The organism is Lacrimispora xylanisolvens, assembly GCF_002934545.1.
Classification (GTDB): Bacteria; Bacillota; Clostridia; order Lachnospirales; family Lachnospiraceae; genus Lacrimispora; species Lacrimispora xylanisolvens.
Map to the genome: position 1 here is coordinate 63,258 of NZ_PTJA01000016.1, position 20,774 is coordinate 84,031.

Genomic DNA, 20,774 nt, shown 5'->3' on the forward strand with positions numbered 1-20,774 from the left:
AAATGAAAATAGGAGGTGTAAAATGGTGAACTATTCTATAATCCAATATGAAACTGAAAAGGGCATTATTAAAGTTGAAGTGAAAGTACATGATAACGTCATAACTGTTAAAAACTTAGACAATGATTGCTGGCAAAGCCCCTTCGATGAATCGCTGGAATTTGATATGTGTGAAACCAGCCGTATTAACGATCTAGATTCAAACGAAATGCTTGCTATCCTAGACACCTTAAGGGGTGATTTCGATTGCTCCATTATTACAGGTTCTGAAACCCAACCCAATACTATAAATTTTCTTGATATTCCTTAAAACGGGTCTTATAGACTCGTTTTTTTATACGTCAAATCCTAATTTACCTGATTAAACTCTATGTTTTTAGTACAAAAAAACTACCAACTGAATGTTGATAGTTGGTAGTTTTAAAATTCTAAACTTTTTATTTCATAAATTTTTAAAGGAGTACTTACTTTCTTTTTTCCGCTTATACGGTATTCCAGATACACTTTAAAACCGCTCCTAAGTCTTTCTGGGTTCCAGAATATTTCCCGCTGCCGATATCTTACTTTTACTGTTGTTTTAGATTCTATGTTTAACAAATTCTCTAATTCATTAACATCGTCTTCGCAACTAAATAGATTCCCAATTTCTACTTTATTTCCATCCGAATATTCTAAAAGCACTTTACAATCACTCATTCCAGATGTATGTTTTTTAGAATTATATGCAGTTATGTTAAATTCTATAGTCATATCATCAGGTATCCTACCAATGCATTTGGGTATCACATTATGTTCTGAATCTTCGTACAGTGCTTTATAACCAATATTAAGCATAGTAAGTTCACATTCCAATTTGATTCCCCCGAAATTATCAGTAATAAGGTCAACAGAAAATCCTAACATAGATTCCAACAGCGGAAAAACAACACCTGTAACTATCTGGTCCACATTATCACCCCCCTATTATCAATAGTATACAATAGGGATAACCAACTATCAATATTCAATTATCAATGAACAATAAATCTTTTATATTTTAATTATTAGTATGTAACAAGGTTATCGATTCGATATGGGATATACCCACCACGATAATACATCTGCTTTATCATGTCTTTATTTGGCTTTCCGAAAACCAAATTACCCTTTCGATTGTCCGGGAAAAGACCTCTTATTCTTGCCACTAAATATAACAACTCAAATTTCATAATGTACCTCCATCAAATTTTGGTTTTGTCAAGATCCAGATACTTCCTGTATTATTAATGTTTATTACACACACCATATTTTCGAGGTGATATAGTGGAAAATAATTTATCTAAATTACTCTTTAAAAGTACCAGTACCAGACATTACTTTATAACACTCCCAATATGGTTACAGGTAATATTGCATGAAGATCATTCGTACATTGATACTGCTGCACAATTACACCATGTAGCAGGGATCTTGTTACAGCAAAAAGCAATAGTTTAAAAGTGTTTGATTTTCTTTCCGCAATTTAAACAGAATTTCAAATCATACTCTGACAAAAATTCCGAATTAAATTCATATCCACAATCTGCACATTTTCCGAAAGCGCCGTCATTTGCCAGCTGGGCTGGAATCTGCTTCTCCAAAGCTTTTACACCCATCTCAAGAGCCATCTTCTCACTGATCGCATTTAGTCCCGGTCTCGTTATGGACAAACCAAATCTCATATTTGCAAGGGTTCTTTCTGCTAAATATTCCGTCATGTATATACTCCTCTCTGTTCTAATTCCATTAAGTTCCTATTAAAATTCGGCTACGATGTCCCCACTATTATCCAAATAGATCAATTCATAATGTGGGTGGCAGTTCTCTTTATGGCAGGTTCCTTCAAAGCAGATATCCAAGTTCATGCTGTCATTTGAACCGACAATTGTTCCTTTAATATTTCCTCTGCTTTTGGATTTCAGAATCACATTCATTCCCATAAGAGCAAACGGTATATTACGACATTCTTTCATTCGCTCGAACTGTTCAACATCACAAAACAAATCACATGGTCTGAATTTATGAATCAGCTTTATGCTTTTTACAAATCGCAAAAACTCAGCAAAGCTATCAAATAGATCCCCCATTTCTAAGTAGGTATTATACTTAGCCTTTCCCGGCGTTTCACCGCAAGCATTTACCGGCCTATTATATCTTGATAAAGTAATCAAATATGTATTCATATTACCCTTTCTGCCTAAGCAGGTTATGTATCAACCTTTACAACTTCACGCCACGCCAATACCTGATAATAAGGAATCTCCTGAAACCATTGGCTTTTCCATTTTCCGGATACATAAACCATTCGGATATTCTGTATAACGCCTGGAGAAATACTCTTAAATCCAGGTAAAGCCCTTACTGTAGTTTCATATTCCCCATCATATTTAGGCTGCCTTTCCTTAATCGGAATCCACCTTAACGATTCAAGTACATCGTCAAGAAGCCACACTGCTCTAAGCAATTCATCTTTGGTCATAGCCGCACGTTCTTCCCGTGTAGGCTTTTGAGTGCTTAATGTCATAATTACACCTTACTCTCTAAAATGGAATTTCTCCCTGCTCCACATTGTAAAATCCATCATCTGATTTATTCCAGCCATAGATTTTATTTTCAGCAGGTGAGTTTTTAAGCCGCTTTGTTTCTGTTTCATAGTATAAAGGTACGAAATAATCCATTGTTCCACCGTCACGATCCTTTGCAATTTCGATCACATTGGTGGATTCAAATAAAGGGTTATTATCATTCCAACCAAACATTTGCTTACCAAGCCTTTTAAAGTCATTATTTACCCTGTGTACTATCAAGGCATTGTCAACGGCATTGCCTAGATCCGCGGTACCGGAAATATCGTCCAGCCGGAGGAATCCCATAGCCTTTCTGGGGTGTGCTACAAATAACACATGGACATTGTGTTTCTTAGCAATCCGCTGCATATCCAGAATAAACGCTGTCTGCGCCTCGAATTTATTATCCGATAGGCAAAGGATATTGAAAGCCATCAGATTATCCAGAATCAGCAAGTCCAGTTTCTTTTCCACGATGGCTTTTTCAAACTGCTCTGCCACCGCGCGGTAATCATTACCATAATCGTTGTTGTACAGGAAGAAATGTTGCCCTAACCATTCTGCAATTTGCTCTTTATATTTTCGTGTGACATTGTAATATCCCTCGAACTGTGTAGGTTCCGTATATCCTCTACCGGCTGCCTGCAGATCCATCCATCTCATAAAATTCTTTGGAGCCAACTCTCCGGAGAATATACCCACATTATTTCCAGACTCTACTGCATCCAAGGTCATCTCTGAAATGACACTTGACTTACCCGAAGCTCTTAATCCAGACATAATAGTTACATATCCCTTTTTAAGTCCCCTCAGTTTTTTGTCAATATCGGCAATTCCACTTTTTACAAAACGCTCCTCCGGCACTTGAAGATCCAGAATGTTTCTCGCGGTGAAGAAAACCGGATTCCCCTGGACAGGAACTATGCTTTGTATTGGTCGCTGTATTACCGGTTGTCGAGAGTAGATTTTTCTTTCATACTCCTGCTGCCGCTTTTCATAAGCATCTGGCTCGAATAGTTTTCTTACGTCTTGCCATGTTTTATCGGAACAGGAATTGTGAAAACAGTGAAATCCTATGGCTCCTGACCTGGTCTGAAAGATACAGGCATCTTTTCCTTTATGGTTGCTGTCAAAAGGACACTCTTCCAAAATGAATTTAATTCCATCACTGTAACTGGACTTTCTATACCGGATATAAAACCGCTGCAGCCAATCTTCCAGGTCAAATTCCTTTGGGTTATAGTTATTATACTTCTGTGGTTTCTCCTGCTTTTCCGGTATCAAGGACACTAACTTTTCCAGATAAATTCTATCCGTTGGCTCCCGGCTCCCCTCTGAAAGCAAGTGGCTAAGCCTATGTGGATTCTGTTCCGTGTTGCTACCTTTTCGGGCCATAGTTCCATATAATTTACAGATCCGGGAAGGATTGAAATTGGTGGTATCAATCTTCAATTCATCATCACTGAAAAACATATCCAAAGCTGCTAAGCAACCTTTGACCAGCTTTTTGTTATCCTCGTTATTAGCGATCTGTATCCGGTATAGCAGATGGATGCCGTTACCGCTCAAAGCTGTTACTGGATCATTGAATCCAAGATTCTTCATGAACACATAAATCTGATTACCGCGTTCCTTTGCTTTATGCAGCTGCTCATCAGAACTGGAGACACCCGCCGGCCTTTGCGGATCCACATCTATGAAAAGCCATTTATACCCCACAATATCATTGTCATTAGTCGTATTCTTTGCGTTCATAACAAACTTTTCTCGCTGCTCCCGGGAATAACAATCCTCTTTCACTTTGCCCAGGGTTATGTAAATATTGCTATCAGTAGAATTTAATCGGCAAAGCTGGTCAATCAAGGATTCCGGTGATTTAAAGTATCCGCTGTAAACTTTCTTGCCATTAGCTTCCAGACACCGCACCTCAAACAATTCACCTTCCGGTTTAATGACATTGATTGTTTTGCGTATTTCATCAGGTTCAAATAATTTATGTCCTATTGCCATGTCTCTCCACCATCATCTGCAGGATCTGGCTCATTTGGTTTGTTTTCAAGATAATTACCATCAAGCACCTTAGGGAAATTGTTCGGCCTTACAAACCAATCAAACGTGATGGTCCAGCCTCCTTTGCTTTGTCCAAGAAGAAATGGGCTATAGCGAATATTATCAATGGCCTTTAGAACATCATCAATTCCATAATCCCTTATCCGAACTTTTAGCCATTCATGCCTTTGAGACTCCGGCACCAATCTTGATATGTGCTTTACTGCCGGTAAAGAGTTCCAAGCATCAACGACACGTTGCACGTCAGTGCTACGAACAGTATCGTTAGATACTGTATTATTATCTGGTTCTATATTTGGTTTATTATCTGGTTTTATATCTGGTATAGGTCGAACATTATCGCCCTTTCCATTGGACGATTTTGTCTCTTCCATTGGACGTTTTTGCACAATGGATAATCCTTTTTCAGACAATGCATACCACAAAGTACGATCATAGGCATTTTCATTGTAATTTCCGGTAATGATAATCTCTTCTTCACGTAAATGCTTTAGTGCATTTTTAATCTGTCGCTCAGACACATAGGGGAATAGTTCATTAAATGCTCTTGTACTGTTATATGTCCAGTAATTACCGTCATAAAAGTTTTGTTCATTAGCACGATTCTTTTCAATCCAATAATAAATATGATTGAGGAGAACAGCTTCTAAAATCCCATATTCTCCTGCTATTTCTGAATCAAAACTATGTGTCATATTTACACCCTCCCGTCAATAACTACTTCCTTTTGAGCTTTCTTTTGATGATATTTTAAGCGCGCATATTCCCGTTTCTTTTCAGCATTTCTCCTGTAATAATTACTTTGATACTGCTTCGCTTGTTCATAATGAGTCGTTACATATTTCCGACATCTTTTCGTATTTTTATTCGTATCATAATTAACCTTTATTTTATCCAGAATTTCTTCCCGGCGACGTTTATAATAAGATTGGTTATATTCATGTCGATCAACGTAAGGTCTTACACCACGCTTGGCCGCCGTTTGACGGCCAATGTGATAATCCTTTCCAGCATTCCTATGTAATTTCTCATCATTCCAGGCTTCGTAATGCTCATAATCTCGGGTATTGGATTCTGAATAATCCTCTGCTTCCAATTGGTCATTTCTACAATCGGCATATGGGCAATTGAAGCAATCAGGATAGCAGCATTTAGGAGGTCTTTTCTGCATAATCATTCACTCCTAACAACTCCAAAATCTTCGCTCCTGATTCTTCCGGTCTACAGAAAAGAAATCTGCATCCGTATTTTTCTTCCATTGTCAGGCAGGCTTTTGCCAGCCATTCTCCGGTTGCCGCATAGGGATATTTCTGCACCTTTTTATACCGTGGTTTTCCATTCCCCCAGAAGCCGATCATTTCTTTTCCATTCACCAAAATGCCAAGCCTGGGATTCTGCCATAAGGACAAATCATCAATAGAAGTAACCTTGTCCTCATTCTCAACCAGTATGTAAAGCCGTATTCCACTATTCTGTGCCCGCTTAAGTCCTCGGTGAAAGAATCCGTGTCTCTTAACATAAAGAGCCTGGAATTGGTTCATAACGCTTTCAGGAACTCCATATTTGTAGCATACCTCATTAATATCCTTTTCAGCGAAACGGTCAGTATCATCATCACAGATTGAATGAAAGACCTCGCATACACAACCTGCAGGAATATTCTCTTTTTCAGAAATCACCCTGATTGCTGCCTCAATCTCTCTTTTAGGCATTTGCTTAACCTGGATATCTCCAATAAGCTCATGAATTGAAAACTTGGTATCTACTACTGATGACATATTTGTCAGCAAAGCATAATCGCCACAAGGAAGCTTGGAACGCATTACGTTGATTCCACAAGACTTAAAATATTGTCCCTTTAGTTCATGTTTTGAGGGCTTATTTCTTGTATCTTCAATTATCGTTACCATTTTCACCAACCTTTGCATATGTAAAGTCATATAGTTTGCTGTTTCTTTTACCTTTAAGGCAGCACTGGACAAAACCATCACTCAAATTGAGTTTTTCTGCCGTTTCTTTGATAGAAGCTCCCACAAAAATTAAACTTCCACTTTTATCATTAACCACCACAGGCTTTCTAAAGTCCTTTGGAGGATTTTGTATTCGTTTTCTAGCTGCTGTCCTACGCCTTCTTTGATTGTATTCAAACCTGTTTTCTTCTCTGTATTTGCGCATATATTCTGTTCGGTGTTCCCGTCTTTTTGGTGTTTTATTGAGCGTATTATGATAAGTTCTACGATAATCCGTACAATCATATTTTTTTCTAAGTGCCTTTATCCTATTAGGATTTGCATTGTCCCATTTTTTTTGAGCTGCAATTCTTCTCTTTTTTCTTTCATTATCCGAAAGAATCTCATCTTTCAAATCACCACCCAGAGTTCTGTTATAGCCATACTTTCTATCATTAGCTTTATATTTAGAAATTAGTGCAATTTCCATTTTTTTTGCTTCATCTTTACCTAACTTGTTAGCAACAATTAAATGTTGAAAATTCTCCCAGCCATATTTCAAGATTGCATTTTGAAAATATGGATTCCTTTTGTATCTTTGACCTTTGCTTCCCCATCTATCAGTAGGTTTTATAGATGTTATCCCTATATATCTTTTTCCAGAGGGCGAAATATGTATGTAAACACTAAAATTCTTTTCTATCTTTTTCGTGTTCTCCAGAGTTATCAACCAGAACCACCTCCTCGGGGACGATAAACACGCTCACCCTCAAGCCATTTCTCTTCTTCCTTTTGGTCCTTAACCATGCTACGTAATTTATCAATGAATGGTTTATTGGCCTTGTCTGAATAGAATTTTGCAACTCGCTCAAGTTCAAGAGATCTATCCTTTGCAGCTCTGCGCCTGTTCCGGCTTATATGCCAACGAGTAGTGATTTTGTTACGCTCTTTGCAGTCATTCTCGAATTCAATTGCATGAAGAAAATCTTGTACTTTTTTATCTTCTGCGAACATTTCTGTACATGCTGTCTGATATTCTTTCTGGCATGTCACCAAATAATCAAGAAAATTTTTTATTACATCGGAAGGCTTCGGCTCATTTTTCTTTTTCACTTGCGGCACCTCCTGTTAATTAAAGGGCAATCCTTCATCCTCAACTCCATCTGGGATATTAACAAAATCGTTACCAATGGCACCAGAAGTTCCTGGCGCATTTGACGGCTGACTTCCACCGCCAGAAGAAGCATTTTTACCGTCAGCAAATTCCTGCTCTTCAACAACAACATCTGTGGTGTAGACCTTTACGCCGTCCTTATTTGTATAACTACCGGTCTGGATCCTGCCAGAAACAAGCACTCTCATACCCTGGCGGAAATACTTCTCTGTAAACTCGCCACCTTTGTCAAAAGCTATACAGTTGATAAAATCTGCTGTTTGTTCATTATTGTCCTGTCCCCTGCGTTTTTTTCGATCCACCGCAAGAGTATATCTGGCTATTGCCATGGCTCTCTCGCCCTGTGAATATCTTACTTCTGGATCACGGGTCAATCTCCCGCATAAAATCACACGATTCATATTTATGTCCTTCTTTCTCCGCCGGCCCATCACTGAACCGGCGGTAATGTTGTTATGAAATCACTGTAAACTGCGGTAAATCTTCCAGTGCGAAACCAAGATACTTTTTGATATTTCTCATGGCTTCATTCTTCCAAGCGCCGCCATCAGCTTCAAAAATTGCACACTCAACTCCACGCCCATCGCTCTGCTTCATACGGAATACAAATGCACTTTCAGGCTGCTCTACTTCAATAAAGGTACGGAACGGGCGCAGATTCACTGGGTTTGGAACGATTGCTTTGTCAACAGAAGTAATTCCTGTCTTAACCGTAGCCGTCTGCGTTACTCCATCATCCCCATACTGAGCCACAGATTCATCTTTTACAGTACCGGCAAATCTAAGTAATAAAGCTCTGTCATCATTGCTGATAAATTTTGACTGCAAAGCGATGATAAAACTTTCATGGTCCATGTACCTGCCATAGCTGAAATCCGGAATCATAGCTGATACATTTACAAGACATTCACGTTTTCGATCTCCATCAAGGCAAGAAATCAGCCTAACTTCCGTGGGGGAAACCACCTGCACCAGCATCTGATTTGACATTTCGTCATTAAATGCTTTTGCATAGTCGATAAGGCCGGTAAGTGTATTCATTTCAATGGCTGCCGCCCGGAGATCATTATCTACTCGATAAATCTGCTTATCGGAATATGTATCTCCATTAATCGTAAGAAGATTTGCTTCACTTAATCCAACTACATACTGTAATGCCTCTCTAGTCATATCCATAATTCATATCCTCCTTAAGCCTGTTTGGCTGCTCTCAAATCAACTACTTTGCCATCTGATTCTTCTTTGATTTCACCGGTATCTGGATCAACTGTTTTCCCGTCAACCTTTAAATCTCCCTGCGGTGTCTGATAATCTTTCAAGGACATCTGTCCACGAAGCTGCTTACCATATTCCTGAGCGAATGTTTCACCAGTTTTCAGATCCTTACCGATTGCCATTCTGGTAGCAATAGGAGCTACCGGAGCCGTTTTGGTTTCAACGGAAACATCGACCTCAGCATCGTCACGATCCTCATTCTGCTGTAAAGTAACCTTAACAGTGATTGCTCTCTTATTTTTCCAAGGAGTATTTGGATCCTGCATATTCTCTAAAACCTTACCCATAGCTGCATCGAACTTCTCCTGCAGGGCACCGCCTGCAAATTCTTTTAAATTTACTTCTGCCATGATATCTTCCTCCATAGGCACTAATTGACAAGTTACATCTATTTCAACCCGGGTTAAAATCATCTTATAGTTTAGAGACTTTTCGGTCCTATCTATCAGTAATTTTTCAACATTGTTTTCATCTTTTTAAGTATTCTTTTTTCTACGCGGCTTACATATGATTGTGATATTCCAAAACGTTCAGCAACCTCATGTTGCTTATAACGCCGCGTCTCACCAATGCCGTATAGCAAGCAGATTATTTTACATTCCCTATCCGGAAGAGAATGAATGGCATCGATAAGTGCCTTTATTCTTTCTGCTTTTTCAAGTTTATCCATATCCTCGTCCTCGTAACTTAAAGTATCACCGATAGTTAAAGGAGTTTCATCTGTACCTGGGATTACAGTTTCAAAAGATACAGTATGCGAATATTTTTTGATTTTACGAATGTACATCAAAATATCATTGTGAATCACCCTTGTAGCATATGTAGCAAAGTTAATGCCTTTTTCTATATCAAAGGTGTCGGCTGCCTTAATCAATCCAATCATTGCTACAGATTCATAGTCTTCTTCATAGCTAAACTTCTGCGCTACTGAAATGGCCAACCTTATGTTATTAGTGATTAAACATTCACGACGCTCAACAGGACTCATAGAACGTAATATTTCAATTGTATTTTCAGCTTTTGAATATTTGGGGATTGTTTTATACTCTTTCCAAATCGTAATAGATCAACTCCTCATTATCAGGGATCGGGCATTCATCATCTTTCCATTCCAGTGGTTTTATGCTCGACCAATGCTTTGTACCAGTATCATATAAACCAATAATTCTCAGAACCTCTTCTGTATAACACCGACTGTCAATTAGAAGCCGGTCAGAACGGTCATGCGCCCGATTATCAAGATTCTCCAATAGGTATTTATTTAACTTACATACGTCACTTAAATCTTTCTGTGATGGCTTGTGATGTAAGGTATATGTAATTCCATTCACTGCTTGCAGAACTGCTCTATCTGCCCATTTAGTTGTTTTAAGGCATGATGTATAGAGCCATAACTTCCCGTTGTATCCGTTTGCTTGAAGTCTGTGAATCATCTCCACCACTCTTGGAGCGATCTCCATAGGTTCGCCGCCAGTAATAACAAGCTCTTTATATTTTAATAAGTCCTCAAATTTAACCGCCGGTACATCACCGATATGCTCATTACAGCAATTCGGACAATTACGTGGGCAGTCATATGTAACGATTACTCTTGCTACATCTTTCATAAAACTCCTTTCATCAAAATGGACTTTTATCCAGTTCCACTGCAAGTCCTGGTATTGCGCAATTTACATTAATACTTCTGCCAGTCACTTTCTGCATTTCATTGATAAAATACTTACCAGAACTAGAACCGGCTCCTAGATGGCACATTATGATGTTCCTAAGGTTTGGTGAATTGTTCGCTTTAATGGCTCCGATACAGGTTTCCAGTGAAGCATGTCCCAGAAGTTTATGCTCATAGTTTGGTAGGTTCTTATCAATGAATTGTTCCTGGTAATTTGCTTCAATCAAGAAGTGTTGAACCTGCTGTTTCTGGAAATTGTACGGTATGTACTCATAGTCAGTAACGAACAGCAATCTTCCCATTTCTTCATGTTCAATTAGGTATCCAAAGTTTGGAGTTCCGTTATGGGGAATATGGAAAGTAATAACCTTGAACCCTCCTATATGAACCGCTTTAAACTCAGGCACGCTGTAAAACTGTGCACCGGAGATTTCTCCCACGGCTTGTTTTGTTTCTTCATTGGTATATACCGGGATTCCGGCTTTTAGATAATCTTTAGTATATTTAGAATGATCTGAATGCCCATGTGTAAGCAAACAGCCTTTTATCTTTAGAATTTGCCAGTCAATGGCTTTTTTAATTTCTTTGAACGGGCAGCCACATTCAAGAAGTAGAATTTCATTATCTGCTATGAGCGCATATCCGTTGCCTTTGCTAGAACTGCCTATTACTTTTAATTTCATGCAAGCGTCTTCAGCTCCTTTATGCCCAATCAGGGTTTTGCGGCTGTGGCGATGACGGTTCAGGTTCAGTCTGTTGCGCTTGAACCTCCAATTCATCTGCAGGTACTTCATCCTGTTCAACCGGATCAGATTCCTCTTGCATTGGAAATTCCTGTGCATTGGCATAACTCTGAACATCATAGGCTACATTCTCTGCAACAACATCTGCCGAGTCAATATCTTCTGCCTTATCAGCTGCTTCAATGGCAAATACATCACCATACTGCTGAACAATCTGCTTACAGGCCCTGGAAGTTACTGTTTTCTTGACCATCATGTCAGTAAATTCAGCATGAGTACCGCTGTTTTCTTTATAGCCATACCCCTTTTTCCATGCGGTCTTAATCTGATTGATGTTCATCACTTCCATGTATGTACTGCCATCAGCGAGGATAACTATGCAATAGGCACCTTTGATTTTGCTCAAGTCGATATTTTCAAAATCCTGTTTATGCTCGTCAAGAATCTTTCGACCATTTTCAATATGGTACTTGAACGTATCTCCTTCATAGATGACCTCGGCATTGATATCTTTCGCCCCGTATCTATGTGCCATGGCCTTATGGCCGTGATAGGAAACCTGACACTGTAACTTACCGCCATAAGCTATTGGATAACACTGTCGCTTCTGCATTGATAGGCCCATTGTTACCATATCCATAAGAGAATTTGCAATGCTTGCCTGAGAGCAGGTTGACAGCACTTCTTTACCGTTCCTGTCCTTAGTTTCTTTTAAAATTAGATATGCACCCATTAAAGCATTTGTAGGATTGTAATCTGCCGGGAATGTAAGCCCATATTCCTGCTTCTGTTTCAACTGTGCATTTAAACCATCGATTAGGGCATTATTTACAATTAATGCTGCCTGCTGATTTGCCGTTGTAGCCACTTCCTGTTTTGCCATGATTATTTATCCCCTTTCTGTTCAATGGATTTCCCTTTTAACTCTTCAACAACTTTTCCAGCAATCATCTTAACCTTATCCCGGAAAGATTTGATCTCACTTTCCGCTACATCAACCTCGGTGACAATTCCCTTGGCAGAAGAATTTATCTGGATCAGGTCTCCGATAGAGACCGCCTCCTCCGAAAAATATGTATAGGATTTACCACTGGGGACTTCTCCCTTTAAAAACTGCGCTTTAATAATTTGCATTAATTCCCCTCCATTTTCTTTTCCATCATTTTTACTATTTGTTTCAGATATCTCATATCTTCATCTTTTAGTCGTTTAGCCGCTGTAATAAATATTTTCAATGCGTGTATGAATTCCGTAATGCGCACAATACTATCATCGTCCATTATGCAACCTCAACCATCAACTCTTTGTTATCTGCCCTGCTCATGACAATCAACTGGCTCTCACATACTGGCAGCCGCCACGGGTCAAGGCTTTCACCATCATCAAGAATTACCGGGCACTGAATGCCTACAATCTTCTGAATAGTCAGTGCGATAATCATCATAGCTTCTATTTTCCTGCCATGGTTCGCCGTATTGTCGTGGATTTCAAAGCCATCAATTCTTGGAACGCAGTAATCCTTTTTATAGCCACCATTCTTAGCAAAGGCAAATAAATCCCATGTTACTCTGCCGCCAAAGTGGCTGTTAATTGAATCGACCAGAAGTTCATTCTTTCTCTGATCCAGCTGATCCAACAAGTCAAGGATTTTCTCACAATCAGCTTTTGACTGTTCTTTCTGCAGCTGCTCATTACGAAGAAAAGATAATCGTTCTTCCAGTTCGACATTCTTAGCTGTTCTGGAAATCTTCTCTTTAACAGAATCCAATTCAGCCTGTAACTCGGCTTTCTGTAACCGTAGTGTAGCTCGATAATCCGCTCCAGTATTTGCAGATCTTAGAGCTTCTTCCTTTTTAAGAATCTCTTGGCAAAGGGCTTCATATTCCTGATTATCTGATAAATCAACCTGCCCTGGAAGAGCGTTTAATTCATCCATTGCCTTATTCTTTGCGCCATTAGCTACAACTTTCTGCTCATTGGAAAACTTAATACGTTTCTCGATCTCTGGGAGTTCTTTTATCTCCAACTGTTCAATTTCCGTTTTAAGTGTACGTCCCTTTTCAGATATTGTAGTCAGTAGATCCACTCTCTGCTGTTCCCACTCTTTTTTGTCATTTTCATACTTAGCAAGGTGTTTCTGGCTGTTTACTTCATATTGCTCTTGTTTTTGAATCTTTATATCTTCTGGTAAATCCTGTCCGCAGGTTGGGCAGACAAATACAGCCGATCCCAACATTGGAAGTGGCACATACTGAGGGAATACTCTTTTCGATGTGTTAGTGTATTCTTCCAATAAACTGGCTTTATGTTCTTTTTTTCGCTCAATAGATTCCAGCACTCTCTGCTTATCCATTTCAGCCATAGAAGAATTATTCATAGCCTGACGAAATTGAATTTCTGCTTCATCAATGCGTTTCTGAATTTCTCTCTTCTGTTCAACCAATGTTGCATTGGCAGCCTGTTCAATGCCGGAACGTTTAAATTGGAGATCCATAATATCTTTGGACATGGAATCAAACTGTTTTGACTGCGCAAGTGAATCTTCTTCCTGCTTCTCAATGCCTGCAATCTGGCGCTGCATCTCGTTTTTCTGTAATTCCAGTTCAGCCGTATCTACATCCTTAACAATCTGACGATTAACCTCGTCTATACGCCCAGGATAACCAGCAATCTCTTTATTCAGCTTTGTAACGCTCGCTTTATTCATGGAAGAGATCTCTTCGACATCATACTTCTCGAGTAAAGGTACCAGTTCTGCGAATTCCGGATATTTTGAAACGATATCATTTATGGTAATATCCTGCGGTAGCTTAAAAAGGAAATCTCTCATATCTTTAGGTTTCTTTGCCAGAAATGCCCCGATGTTCATACACATCAGCAAGTCATCAAAATCAAAGTCAAAGTAGGCAATAAAGTCTTTAAGATTCTTCTCCACACCATTGATGGAATATGTATTGTCATCAGAATAGCTGCTATCCTTTTTAATGGTTCGTTTCTGGACTTTTTTTGCAATGATTTCTTTCCCATCAACCATCATTGTTATTTCACCAACCACCGGAACATCTGCCACAGGAACCTTATCAACTTCCCGGCGTACCTTTGGGTTACTGGTCAAATCATTGCCTACTCCATGAAGCACCCACATGAGCAATTCTGCAGTGGTTGATTTACCCAAACCATTTGCACCTTTAATATGGGTAATCTTGTTCCCAAACTGAACATCAAAGTTTTTAAATCCTTTGAAGTTTTCGCAGTGCGCGCTAACCAACTTTACTATATGCATCAGAATTTACCTCCCTTAAGTTTTTAATGAATTTTTGTATAGCCTGAAACATATCATTTTCTAAATCTTTATATGGATCCCGTTTACTTAAATCAGCTTTAGAATCATTTCCTGACGGCTCAACACAATGTTCCTCTTCCTGTTTCAGACGATAATAAAGTAGGTGTAACAGGTTAGAATTAGTCACATTATCAACAGATAAATATTTTTCTACCATTGAACGGTTGCCCTTTGTTACAACTATTCTGAATGCATGACGTATGGCCCTCTCAACACCAGCGTTGGTTGTGTTGTATTTTTTTGCGATCTTTTCATATAGAGCCATAATTTTAATATCATGAGATCCTGTTTCAAATAATCCCACGATTTCAGCTATGTATTCAATACCGATTACAGAAGCTGGCATACCCATATTAATCAGTACATCTTTTGCCCTGTCTTTAATCATTTGTCATATACCTCCAACTTGGAAACAGAAACTTCATATGCTCTGCGATACTCTATCTGCGTTTCGGACATCTTCTTCTCATAATTCCGGCTCTGAATTCTTCCAAATATTTCCATCCTACAACCGACAGAAAGCCCCATAGCATATCTTGCGTTTCTCCCCCATACAATACAGGGAATATAATCTGATTTTCCATATGGGCGGTTCACAGCAAGAAGCAGATCAGCAATCTCACGTCCAAGCGGAGTCTTTCTATATACCGGCGGCTTGCACAGATACCCATTCAGCGTAATAGAATTCGTTTTGGTATAGTCTGTAAATTTCTGGTCCATTAAGAATATTTCCTTAACGAATACAGAAAGAATAAGCCTTTTTTTATCTCCACCGCACTGGTTAAATGAACGAAACTGTCCAACAACTTCTACCGTGTTGCCCATGGAGATCCCGTCCGTATTTATCAGCCGTTCTGAGATGATAAGTGGAATAATGTCCACCTGCTCGCTAAGCCGTGTTACAGCCAAATCTACTGAGTAAAATCCCTCGCCAAATACCTCATGGTTAAAAGTAAAACCGGAAACTATTTCTCCGATTAAAGTAACTGTATTGTTCTGCAGTGCATCCATAGTGTTTTCCTCCTATTTAAGCTGTAATTTTTCAGCAACCATTGTATAAATCATTTCAAGAGTTTCTCTCTGTGCAATCTTACATTTGGGCGATGTTGCTATCACCACTTTGAGAAGTAAAAAAACACATCCGGCAATAACGCCTGTGACTGTACCGTTAATTTCAGTTGTGATTTCGCCATTCTTCCCTGGCTGTTTCTTAAAAGATAAATTTACAGGCTCGATCTTTGCCTGCTCTGTTTCGGGTAAAGATGCTAATAAAATAGCTTTTAATAATTCTTCCATCTTGATTTCCTCCTGCGAATCCCTTATACTGGGATTGTAAAATTATTTAGTATCAAATTGATTCCCTGGGAGGTGCGACTCCTGGGGTTTCTGTATTTCAGATAAATCAGCCATAGTAAGTCCTCTTAGAATGGCGTTTATCCAAAATTCTTTCATATTCCAGTCAACCTGAACTGGTCCATGATCATCAATAGCTTGTAAGATAATTTCTGCTGTTTTACGCTTGTCCACCATTGTCTTTACCTCTCACTCCACATCGGCTGTGCCGATGATCAGGCCATCATTGATGCAAACCGGATACCAGTTGCCTAACATAACCTGCCTATCAAGTTCTAAAATCGGGACAGAGTTAATATCTTTATGTTCTGTTGCAGATAAATTCTTCATCTCTTATTCACCTCCCTTCTATCTCTTCAACCGCTGAATCAATTTCTTCTATACTTCTTCCAAGAAATTGTGCCAACTCTACGGCAAGTACTACAACATTAGCCTTACTACCATTTTTTTCATAAGAGCCTGGGAATTTTCCAGTTCGTACCTTTTCAATGAAAAATCCCCGGTCTACACCAACTATCTTTGCTGCCGTGGCAGTTCTAACACGATTCTTTTTCAATGCTTTCTACCTCCGTTTTTATTGAGATTACTTATCTCCCCTTTTTAATTGACACGTTCTTAATACAGTGGTATATTATAGCTATTCGAACGTGTGTTCTTATGCAATTTTATCTTCTCTTTTGAAAAGATCTTCTAATGATAATTCCGGATCAAGTAATTCCCGAATTAATAGAACTTCCGACCAAGAAAAGTCTGTCATACCATTTAGCTTATTTCTGAGACTTTTTTCAGACATATTGGCTAAAGTTGCAAACCTTCCTATTGTATAGCCTCTTTTATCAATTTCATTTCTTAGCCGATAATACATATCATCGCCTCCTTTACCGTTGACGGTTATTTATGTTGTAAGTATATATCCTTTAACGGTAAAAGTCAACTGATATTTTAGATTATTTTACCGTTAATGGAAAATTGTTATTGACATTTTATATACTAAGCGGTAAAATATTACCGTAGTAGGAGGTGAGAAAAATGGGATTAGAAAGAATAAATGAATACAAAAAGAAATTAGGCATGACTACAGAAGATTTATCGGAGAAGTCAGGTGTTCCTATCGGCACTTTGAATAAAATTTTAAGCGGAGCTACAAAAGATCCTAAATTAGAAACATTAAAAGCTATAGCTCGCGTATTAGGGTTGTCATTAGATGATTTTGATGATAGCAGTCGTAAAGCTATTTATGAACCTACATATGATGACATTCAAAGTCTCATTGCCAGAAACGGTAAGAAACTCACGCTCGAACAAAAACAGGACATTATTAGAACTCTTCTGTCCGATGACTAAGGAGAAATTTTTTGTTGGAGCAAAACGGAATAATCGAGAAAACATTAGAAGTATTTAAAAAATGTGAGGTAAAAACTTTCCCTATTGACTGTATTAAAATAATCACTGGCCTTGATATACCATTATATAAGTACTCGGATCTACCAGAGGCAAAGATCAATAAATGCCTCCAGGTTAGTGACGATGCTTTCACTCTTCAGGGCGTAATTTTTTACAATGATAAATTCCCTCATACAGAACGCCAACGATTTTCATTGATGCATGAAGTTGGTCATATTATACTTAATCATGAAGGGGAGTCTTCTGATAATGAAAAAGAGGCAGATCTATTTGCAAGTAATATATTGGCTCCCAGATCCGTCATTTGGCATTTACATTTTAATTCAGTAAAAGATATTTGTGAGACTTTTGATGTGTCATGCATGGCAGCAAACCGAATATTAGCAGACTATAAGATATTCCCCTTGTGGGAACATAAAAACTTACATAAAAATATACGCGATTGGTTTTTTCCATACACTCACGCAACTACCAAAAATACAACGAAAAAAGAATCAGATTATTATGATAACGACTCTGACTTTCTAAATGTTCACCGTTTCGTTGTAGGGGAAGAATACATTTTTAGTAATACAGAATATTATCATTTACATGGGTCAGTATTTTAATATATGGGGTACTAATATGATCTCTACAAAAAAAGCCACTACGATTATCTGTGAAAAGGATAAAGATAAACGGAATGAGCTGATAGACAAGCTTTCAGATGAAGATGCAAAATATTTACTAAAACAATATTTAACTGTTATTCATGGGGATCCTTAATTTGATTTCAAAATAGAATTAAAATAGCCTATAGGCTTTTTAATATAAATCTAAAGAAAAGAGGGAATGGGATGAAAAAGTTTAAATTGTTAATTGCTACTGCTATGATGTCTATAGTGTTGAGCTTCGCTTCTTTTGCTGGACAATGGCAGTCAGATTCCAACGGATGGTGGTATCAGAACGATGATGGTACATATCCAGTTAATGCTTGGCAATGGATTGACGGGGATGCAGATGGTGTTTTAGAATGTTACTATTTCAATGAAAAAGGCTACTGCCTTACTAATACGACTACACCTGATGGTAAAACCGTAAATTCAAACGGTGCACTGATTATTTCCGGCATTGTTCAAACACAGACTATACAGAACACCTCAACCGCAAAAAGCGGGAGCTCTGGTAAATCAGGGGCTACCCAACCAACACAAACTGCTTCTAAGGAAACCACTTCTAATAATAAGGAACGAATGGTATGGGTATCAAGAACAGGGACAAAATACCATTCTGATTCTAATTGCAGTAATATGAAAAATCCATCTCATATGACACAATCGGAAGCTGAGTCACTCGGTAGAACTCCCTGTTCGAAATGCTATTAATTAAATTACAAAACCGCCCGGTGCTACCAACACCGAACGGCTTCACATAGATTATACCGACAGTGCCGATACATACTATTCTTCAAATACATTGTATCACCCTGGCACTAAACTGTAAACCGGTATAGTGTTATTTTTATACTCTTTTTCAGGAAAGGATGATTTTATGTCGTTAGTAAAATGTCCAGAATGCCAAGGACAAATAAGCACACAGGCAACTACATGCCCTCACTGTGGGTACCCAATTCTCCCAGTTGAAAATAATAAAAGCAAACGAGGCAGACCAAAGAAATCAGATCAACAATCATTAATGCGTTTACCCAACGGCTATGGTACCATAAAAGCATTACCAGGTAATCGCCGTCGACCCTTTGCAGCAATGGTCAATCCTAAACTTACACTTAATGAAGATACTGGGAAAAGCTATTATACATATGATTTTCTAGGATCTTTTCCGGAAAAGATAGATGCTTATAAAGCAATTTTAAGCTATCAGGAGAATCCATATGATTTGAAAAATGACCTGACTATCAAAGAATTATACGATGTATGGTTACCCAAATACATAGATGATAATAACTTAGATGATAATAGGCGTAAAGCCTATGATGCAATTTTCAAATATTGCGAGCCAGTTTATGATATTAAAGTTACAAATTTCATGCCAGCTATGATTGAAGATCTTATAAAGAATGCGTACAAAACTGGAGATAGGGGAAATGAAGCAGGTAAAAGAATAGCTGCTACTTCCACAGTAAAAAGCAACATGAAGATATTATTTAATCTTCTTTTTGATTACGCTGTCTTTCTCCGGATAGTATCCGATAACTACGCACGTACCTTTACAATAAACACCAGTAAGGAATCTAAGCAAACGTCAAGAGTAGGACGGCCATACACCAATGAGGAGTTAGCAATTCTATGGGATAATATTGGAGATATTTTTATTGACATGACAATAGTTCAATGCTACTCTGGTTGGCGTCCGGGTGAAGTTATAACTCTCTCTGTAAATAATATCGATCTGAAAAACAGAACATATACTGGTGGAATTAAAACTGAAAATGGAATTAATAGAATAGTCCCGATCCACCCAAAAGTTTTACCTATAATACAGAAGTACTATAATGAAGCCAATGATGTAGGACGTCCTATGCTGTTTGGACGTACAAAACAATTTCATGGTTCTTATAGATATATTGAAAATTCCTTTAGACATTCGTTGTTGAAAAAAGAAGAAGAACTCGGAATCTCGGGACATGTATTACACGATGGCAGACATACCTTCTCAACAATGGCAAAGAAATATGGAATTAATGAATTTGCAAGGAAAAAAATTATGGGTCATGCCATTAAAGATTTAACTGATAGGGTTTATACTCACATGGATATTGAATGGTTCCGAAATGAAATTGAGAAGATTTTATAGTGTTGTATATCTTGTTGTATAGTGTTGTATAGTTTGTTGCATAGTACGTTACTACCAGTGTAATTATAGGTTGTTTTTGATTAATATTTATTCATTTATAATCAGCTAATATTCATATATCAGCTATAATCGCTTATAAAATACCATCGTTATTCATTCACAGTTTTTTCACAAGCCGTACAAAAATTATTTACATCTTCTACAAACTTACTTCACATCTCTCCTATATACTAAGTTATAGAAACAAGAACTACTCCAAACTTGTTTTATAAAACTTTTTTTCATAACTCGCCGGTGAAACCCACATTTCACCGGCTCCTCCCTTTTTATCCTCTTTTTTCCATTTCCATTCCTTTCCAATTCCCTTATATCCTTTAAATTGGGTTGCAAAGATGTAGTTTCTATTATAGAATAGG

33 protein-coding genes are annotated in these 20,774 nt (G+C 38.1%); 6 read left to right on the top strand and 27 right to left on the bottom strand.

The annotated features are described in order from the left end of the window. Positions 1 to 22: 22 nt before the first annotated feature. Positions 23 to 310, top strand: a complete 288-nt coding sequence (locus BXY41_RS23440) for a hypothetical protein (protein WP_104439310.1) — start codon at positions 23 to 25, stop codon at positions 308 to 310. Positions 311 to 420: 110 nt separating this feature from the next. Here BXY41_RS23440 and BXY41_RS23445 read toward each other — a convergent pair whose 3' ends face one another. The 27 genes from BXY41_RS23445 to BXY41_RS23565 form a co-directional block, all read right to left on the bottom strand. Continuing rightward, positions 421 to 948, bottom strand: coding sequence for a hypothetical protein (locus tag BXY41_RS23445; RefSeq protein ID WP_104439311.1), 528 nt, complete (start codon positions 946 to 948; stop codon positions 421 to 423). A 524-nt stretch (positions 949 to 1,472) separates the two neighbouring features. After that, on the bottom strand, positions 1,473 to 1,736 hold the full coding sequence (locus BXY41_RS23450) for a hypothetical protein (protein ID WP_104439312.1): 264 nt from the start codon (positions 1,734 to 1,736) through the stop codon (positions 1,473 to 1,475). A gap of 39 nt (positions 1,737 to 1,775) precedes the next feature. Next, positions 1,776 to 2,201, bottom strand: coding sequence for a hypothetical protein (locus tag BXY41_RS23455; RefSeq protein WP_104439313.1), 426 nt, complete (start codon positions 2,199 to 2,201; stop codon positions 1,776 to 1,778). 23 nt (positions 2,202 to 2,224) lie between these two features. Further along, positions 2,225 to 2,542 carry a hypothetical protein gene (locus BXY41_RS23460; RefSeq protein ID WP_104439314.1) on the bottom strand — a complete coding sequence of 106 codons (318 nt, stop codon included), beginning with the start codon at positions 2,540 to 2,542 and terminating at the stop codon, positions 2,225 to 2,227. 16 nt (positions 2,543 to 2,558) lie between these two features. Next, positions 2,559 to 4,595 (bottom strand): AAA family ATPase, encoded by a 2,037-nt coding sequence (locus tag BXY41_RS23465; protein WP_104439315.1) that lies wholly within the window; start codon positions 4,593 to 4,595, stop codon positions 2,559 to 2,561. Then, complete coding sequence (locus BXY41_RS23470; RefSeq protein WP_104439316.1) at positions 4,586 to 5,350, bottom strand: hypothetical protein; 765 nt, start codon at positions 5,348 to 5,350, stop codon at positions 4,586 to 4,588. The genes BXY41_RS23465 and BXY41_RS23470 overlap by 10 nt, the downstream gene beginning before the upstream one ends. A 2-nt stretch (positions 5,351 to 5,352) precedes the next feature. Further along, positions 5,353 to 5,826 (bottom strand): hypothetical protein, encoded by a 474-nt coding sequence (locus BXY41_RS23475; RefSeq protein ID WP_104439317.1) that lies wholly within the window; start codon positions 5,824 to 5,826, stop codon positions 5,353 to 5,355. Next, positions 5,807 to 6,565, bottom strand: a complete 759-nt coding sequence (locus tag BXY41_RS23480; protein ID WP_104439318.1) for a hypothetical protein — start codon at positions 6,563 to 6,565, stop codon at positions 5,807 to 5,809. Before BXY41_RS23480 ends, BXY41_RS23475 begins: the two co-directional genes overlap by 20 nt. Next, the gene (locus BXY41_RS23485; protein ID WP_104439319.1) at positions 6,549 to 7,334 is read right to left on the bottom strand and encodes a hypothetical protein; all 786 of its coding nucleotides are present in this window, start codon (positions 7,332 to 7,334) and stop codon (positions 6,549 to 6,551) included. The genes BXY41_RS23480 and BXY41_RS23485 overlap by 17 nt, the downstream gene beginning before the upstream one ends. Then, positions 7,331 to 7,717 carry a hypothetical protein gene (locus BXY41_RS23490; RefSeq protein WP_104439320.1) on the bottom strand — a complete coding sequence of 129 codons (387 nt, stop codon included), beginning with the start codon at positions 7,715 to 7,717 and terminating at the stop codon, positions 7,331 to 7,333. Before BXY41_RS23490 ends, BXY41_RS23485 begins: the two co-directional genes overlap by 4 nt. Before the next feature lie 15 nt (positions 7,718 to 7,732). Further along, positions 7,733 to 8,179, bottom strand: coding sequence for a single-stranded DNA-binding protein (locus tag BXY41_RS23495; RefSeq protein ID WP_104439321.1), 447 nt, complete (start codon positions 8,177 to 8,179; stop codon positions 7,733 to 7,735). Positions 8,180 to 8,231: 52 nt separating this feature from the next. Further along, positions 8,232 to 8,954 carry a hypothetical protein gene (locus BXY41_RS23500; RefSeq protein ID WP_104439322.1) on the bottom strand — a complete coding sequence of 241 codons (723 nt, stop codon included), beginning with the start codon at positions 8,952 to 8,954 and terminating at the stop codon, positions 8,232 to 8,234. 14 nt (positions 8,955 to 8,968) lie between these two features. Continuing rightward, positions 8,969 to 9,403 carry a hypothetical protein gene (locus tag BXY41_RS23505; RefSeq protein ID WP_104439323.1) on the bottom strand — a complete coding sequence of 145 codons (435 nt, stop codon included), beginning with the start codon at positions 9,401 to 9,403 and terminating at the stop codon, positions 8,969 to 8,971. 95 nt (positions 9,404 to 9,498) lie between these two features. After that, a complete protein-coding gene (locus BXY41_RS23510) occupies positions 9,499 to 10,041 on the bottom strand; it encodes a sigma-70 family RNA polymerase sigma factor (RefSeq protein ID WP_104439324.1) in 543 nt (180 codons plus the stop codon). Between the two features lie 52 nt (positions 10,042 to 10,093). Then, entirely contained in the window at positions 10,094 to 10,660 is a 567-nt protein-coding gene (locus BXY41_RS23515; protein ID WP_104439325.1) for a 4Fe-4S cluster-binding domain-containing protein, read from the bottom strand. Positions 10,661 to 10,673: 13 nt separating this feature from the next. Then, complete coding sequence (locus BXY41_RS23520) at positions 10,674 to 11,405, bottom strand: MBL fold metallo-hydrolase (RefSeq protein ID WP_104439326.1); 732 nt, start codon at positions 11,403 to 11,405, stop codon at positions 10,674 to 10,676. A 19-nt stretch (positions 11,406 to 11,424) separates the two neighbouring features. Beyond that, positions 11,425 to 12,348, bottom strand: coding sequence for a recombinase RecT (locus tag BXY41_RS23525; RefSeq protein ID WP_104439327.1), 924 nt, complete (start codon positions 12,346 to 12,348; stop codon positions 11,425 to 11,427). Between the two features lie 2 nt (positions 12,349 to 12,350). Beyond that, entirely contained in the window at positions 12,351 to 12,599 is a 249-nt protein-coding gene (locus BXY41_RS23530) for a hypothetical protein (protein WP_104439328.1), read from the bottom strand. Next, positions 12,599 to 12,745, bottom strand: a complete 147-nt coding sequence (locus BXY41_RS26905; RefSeq protein ID WP_170072573.1) for a hypothetical protein — start codon at positions 12,743 to 12,745, stop codon at positions 12,599 to 12,601. Before BXY41_RS26905 ends, BXY41_RS23530 begins: the two co-directional genes overlap by 1 nt. Then, on the bottom strand, positions 12,745 to 14,748 hold the full coding sequence (locus BXY41_RS23535) for an AAA family ATPase (protein WP_104439329.1): 2,004 nt from the start codon (positions 14,746 to 14,748) through the stop codon (positions 12,745 to 12,747). The genes BXY41_RS26905 and BXY41_RS23535 overlap by 1 nt, the downstream gene beginning before the upstream one ends. Next, on the bottom strand, positions 14,726 to 15,196 hold the full coding sequence (locus BXY41_RS23540; RefSeq protein ID WP_104439330.1) for a sporulation initiation factor Spo0A C-terminal domain-containing protein: 471 nt from the start codon (positions 15,194 to 15,196) through the stop codon (positions 14,726 to 14,728). The genes BXY41_RS23535 and BXY41_RS23540 overlap by 23 nt, the downstream gene beginning before the upstream one ends. Beyond that, positions 15,193 to 15,819 (bottom strand): single-stranded DNA-binding protein, encoded by a 627-nt coding sequence (locus tag BXY41_RS23545; RefSeq protein WP_104439331.1) that lies wholly within the window; start codon positions 15,817 to 15,819, stop codon positions 15,193 to 15,195. The genes BXY41_RS23540 and BXY41_RS23545 overlap by 4 nt, the downstream gene beginning before the upstream one ends. Before the next feature lie 12 nt (positions 15,820 to 15,831). Then, a complete protein-coding gene (locus tag BXY41_RS23550) occupies positions 15,832 to 16,104 on the bottom strand; it encodes a hypothetical protein (RefSeq protein WP_104439332.1) in 273 nt (90 codons plus the stop codon). Positions 16,105 to 16,146: 42 nt separating this feature from the next. Continuing rightward, positions 16,147 to 16,338 carry a hypothetical protein gene (locus tag BXY41_RS23555; RefSeq protein WP_104439333.1) on the bottom strand — a complete coding sequence of 64 codons (192 nt, stop codon included), beginning with the start codon at positions 16,336 to 16,338 and terminating at the stop codon, positions 16,147 to 16,149. A 12-nt stretch (positions 16,339 to 16,350) separates the two neighbouring features. Then, on the bottom strand, positions 16,351 to 16,491 hold the full coding sequence (locus tag BXY41_RS26910; RefSeq protein WP_170072575.1) for a hypothetical protein: 141 nt from the start codon (positions 16,489 to 16,491) through the stop codon (positions 16,351 to 16,353). 7 nt (positions 16,492 to 16,498) lie between these two features. After that, positions 16,499 to 16,717 carry a hypothetical protein gene (locus BXY41_RS23560; protein WP_104439334.1) on the bottom strand — a complete coding sequence of 73 codons (219 nt, stop codon included), beginning with the start codon at positions 16,715 to 16,717 and terminating at the stop codon, positions 16,499 to 16,501. Between the two features lie 99 nt (positions 16,718 to 16,816). After that, a complete protein-coding gene (locus BXY41_RS23565) occupies positions 16,817 to 17,026 on the bottom strand; it encodes a transcriptional regulator (protein WP_104439335.1) in 210 nt (69 codons plus the stop codon). Positions 17,027 to 17,190: 164 nt separating this feature from the next. Here BXY41_RS23565 and BXY41_RS23570 point away from each other — a divergent pair, with 164 nt between their 5' ends. The 5 genes from BXY41_RS23570 to BXY41_RS23585 all read left to right on the top strand — a co-directional run bounded on the left by BXY41_RS23570 (position 17,191) and on the right by BXY41_RS23585 (position 20,358). After that, positions 17,191 to 17,505: a helix-turn-helix domain-containing protein gene (locus BXY41_RS23570; RefSeq protein WP_104439336.1), complete on the top strand. Its 315-nt coding sequence runs from the start codon at positions 17,191 to 17,193 to the stop codon at positions 17,503 to 17,505. Between the two features lie 14 nt (positions 17,506 to 17,519). Next, a complete protein-coding gene (locus BXY41_RS23575; protein ID WP_170072577.1) occupies positions 17,520 to 18,173 on the top strand; it encodes an ImmA/IrrE family metallo-endopeptidase in 654 nt (217 codons plus the stop codon). A gap of 16 nt (positions 18,174 to 18,189) precedes the next feature. After that, positions 18,190 to 18,330 (top strand): hypothetical protein, encoded by a 141-nt coding sequence (locus BXY41_RS26915; RefSeq protein WP_170072557.1) that lies wholly within the window; start codon positions 18,190 to 18,192, stop codon positions 18,328 to 18,330. 71 nt (positions 18,331 to 18,401) lie between these two features. Then, complete coding sequence (locus tag BXY41_RS23580) at positions 18,402 to 18,929, top strand: hypothetical protein (RefSeq protein WP_104439338.1); 528 nt, start codon at positions 18,402 to 18,404, stop codon at positions 18,927 to 18,929. A 166-nt stretch (positions 18,930 to 19,095) separates the two neighbouring features. Then, positions 19,096 to 20,358, top strand: a complete 1,263-nt coding sequence (locus BXY41_RS23585) for a site-specific integrase (RefSeq protein ID WP_104439339.1) — start codon at positions 19,096 to 19,098, stop codon at positions 20,356 to 20,358. Positions 20,359 to 20,774: the final 416 nt, after the last annotated feature.

Coding starts and splice junctions, on each gene's coding strand:
- BXY41_RS23440 (WP_104439310.1), top strand. CDS start 23: ATGGTGAACTATTCTATAATCCAATATGAAACTGAAAAGGGCATTATT.
- BXY41_RS23450 (WP_104439312.1), bottom strand. CDS start 1,736: ATGACGGAATATTTAGCAGAAAGAACCCTTGCAAATATGAGATTTGGT.
- BXY41_RS23455 (WP_104439313.1), bottom strand. CDS start 2,201: ATGAATACATATTTGATTACTTTATCAAGATATAATAGGCCGGTAAAT.
- BXY41_RS23460 (WP_104439314.1), bottom strand. CDS start 2,542: ATGACATTAAGCACTCAAAAGCCTACACGGGAAGAACGTGCGGCTATG.
- BXY41_RS23465 (WP_104439315.1), bottom strand. CDS start 4,595: ATGGCAATAGGACATAAATTATTTGAACCTGATGAAATACGCAAAACA.
- BXY41_RS23470 (WP_104439316.1), bottom strand. CDS start 5,350: ATGACACATAGTTTTGATTCAGAAATAGCAGGAGAATATGGGATTTTA.
- BXY41_RS23475 (WP_104439317.1), bottom strand. CDS start 5,826: ATGCAGAAAAGACCTCCTAAATGCTGCTATCCTGATTGCTTCAATTGC.
- BXY41_RS23480 (WP_104439318.1), bottom strand. CDS start 6,565: ATGGTAACGATAATTGAAGATACAAGAAATAAGCCCTCAAAACATGAA.
- BXY41_RS23495 (WP_104439321.1), bottom strand. CDS start 8,179: ATGAATCGTGTGATTTTATGCGGGAGATTGACCCGTGATCCAGAAGTA.
- BXY41_RS23500 (WP_104439322.1), bottom strand. CDS start 8,954: ATGGATATGACTAGAGAGGCATTACAGTATGTAGTTGGATTAAGTGAA.
- BXY41_RS23505 (WP_104439323.1), bottom strand. CDS start 9,403: ATGGCAGAAGTAAATTTAAAAGAATTTGCAGGCGGTGCCCTGCAGGAG.
- BXY41_RS23510 (WP_104439324.1), bottom strand. CDS start 10,041: ATGAGTCCTGTTGAGCGTCGTGAATGTTTAATCACTAATAACATAAGG.
- BXY41_RS23515 (WP_104439325.1), bottom strand. CDS start 10,660: ATGAAAGATGTAGCAAGAGTAATCGTTACATATGACTGCCCACGTAAT.
- BXY41_RS23520 (WP_104439326.1), bottom strand. CDS start 11,405: ATGAAATTAAAAGTAATAGGCAGTTCTAGCAAAGGCAACGGATATGCG.
- BXY41_RS23525 (WP_104439327.1), bottom strand. CDS start 12,348: ATGGCAAAACAGGAAGTGGCTACAACGGCAAATCAGCAGGCAGCATTA.
- BXY41_RS23530 (WP_104439328.1), bottom strand. CDS start 12,599: ATGCAAATTATTAAAGCGCAGTTTTTAAAGGGAGAAGTCCCCAGTGGT.
- BXY41_RS26905 (WP_170072573.1), bottom strand. CDS start 12,745: ATGGACGATGATAGTATTGTGCGCATTACGGAATTCATACACGCATTG.
- BXY41_RS23535 (WP_104439329.1), bottom strand. CDS start 14,748: ATGCATATAGTAAAGTTGGTTAGCGCGCACTGCGAAAACTTCAAAGGA.
- BXY41_RS23540 (WP_104439330.1), bottom strand. CDS start 15,196: ATGATTAAAGACAGGGCAAAAGATGTACTGATTAATATGGGTATGCCA.
- BXY41_RS23545 (WP_104439331.1), bottom strand. CDS start 15,819: ATGGATGCACTGCAGAACAATACAGTTACTTTAATCGGAGAAATAGTT.
- BXY41_RS23550 (WP_104439332.1), bottom strand. CDS start 16,104: ATGGAAGAATTATTAAAAGCTATTTTATTAGCATCTTTACCCGAAACA.
- BXY41_RS23555 (WP_104439333.1), bottom strand. CDS start 16,338: ATGGTGGACAAGCGTAAAACAGCAGAAATTATCTTACAAGCTATTGAT.
- BXY41_RS26910 (WP_170072575.1), bottom strand. CDS start 16,491: ATGAAGAATTTATCTGCAACAGAACATAAAGATATTAACTCTGTCCCG.
- BXY41_RS23565 (WP_104439335.1), bottom strand. CDS start 17,026: ATGTATTATCGGCTAAGAAATGAAATTGATAAAAGAGGCTATACAATA.
- BXY41_RS23570 (WP_104439336.1), top strand. CDS start 17,191: ATGGGATTAGAAAGAATAAATGAATACAAAAAGAAATTAGGCATGACT.
- BXY41_RS26915 (WP_170072557.1), top strand. CDS start 18,190: ATGATCTCTACAAAAAAAGCCACTACGATTATCTGTGAAAAGGATAAA.
- BXY41_RS23580 (WP_104439338.1), top strand. CDS start 18,402: ATGAAAAAGTTTAAATTGTTAATTGCTACTGCTATGATGTCTATAGTG.
- BXY41_RS23585 (WP_104439339.1), top strand. CDS start 19,096: ATGTCGTTAGTAAAATGTCCAGAATGCCAAGGACAAATAAGCACACAG.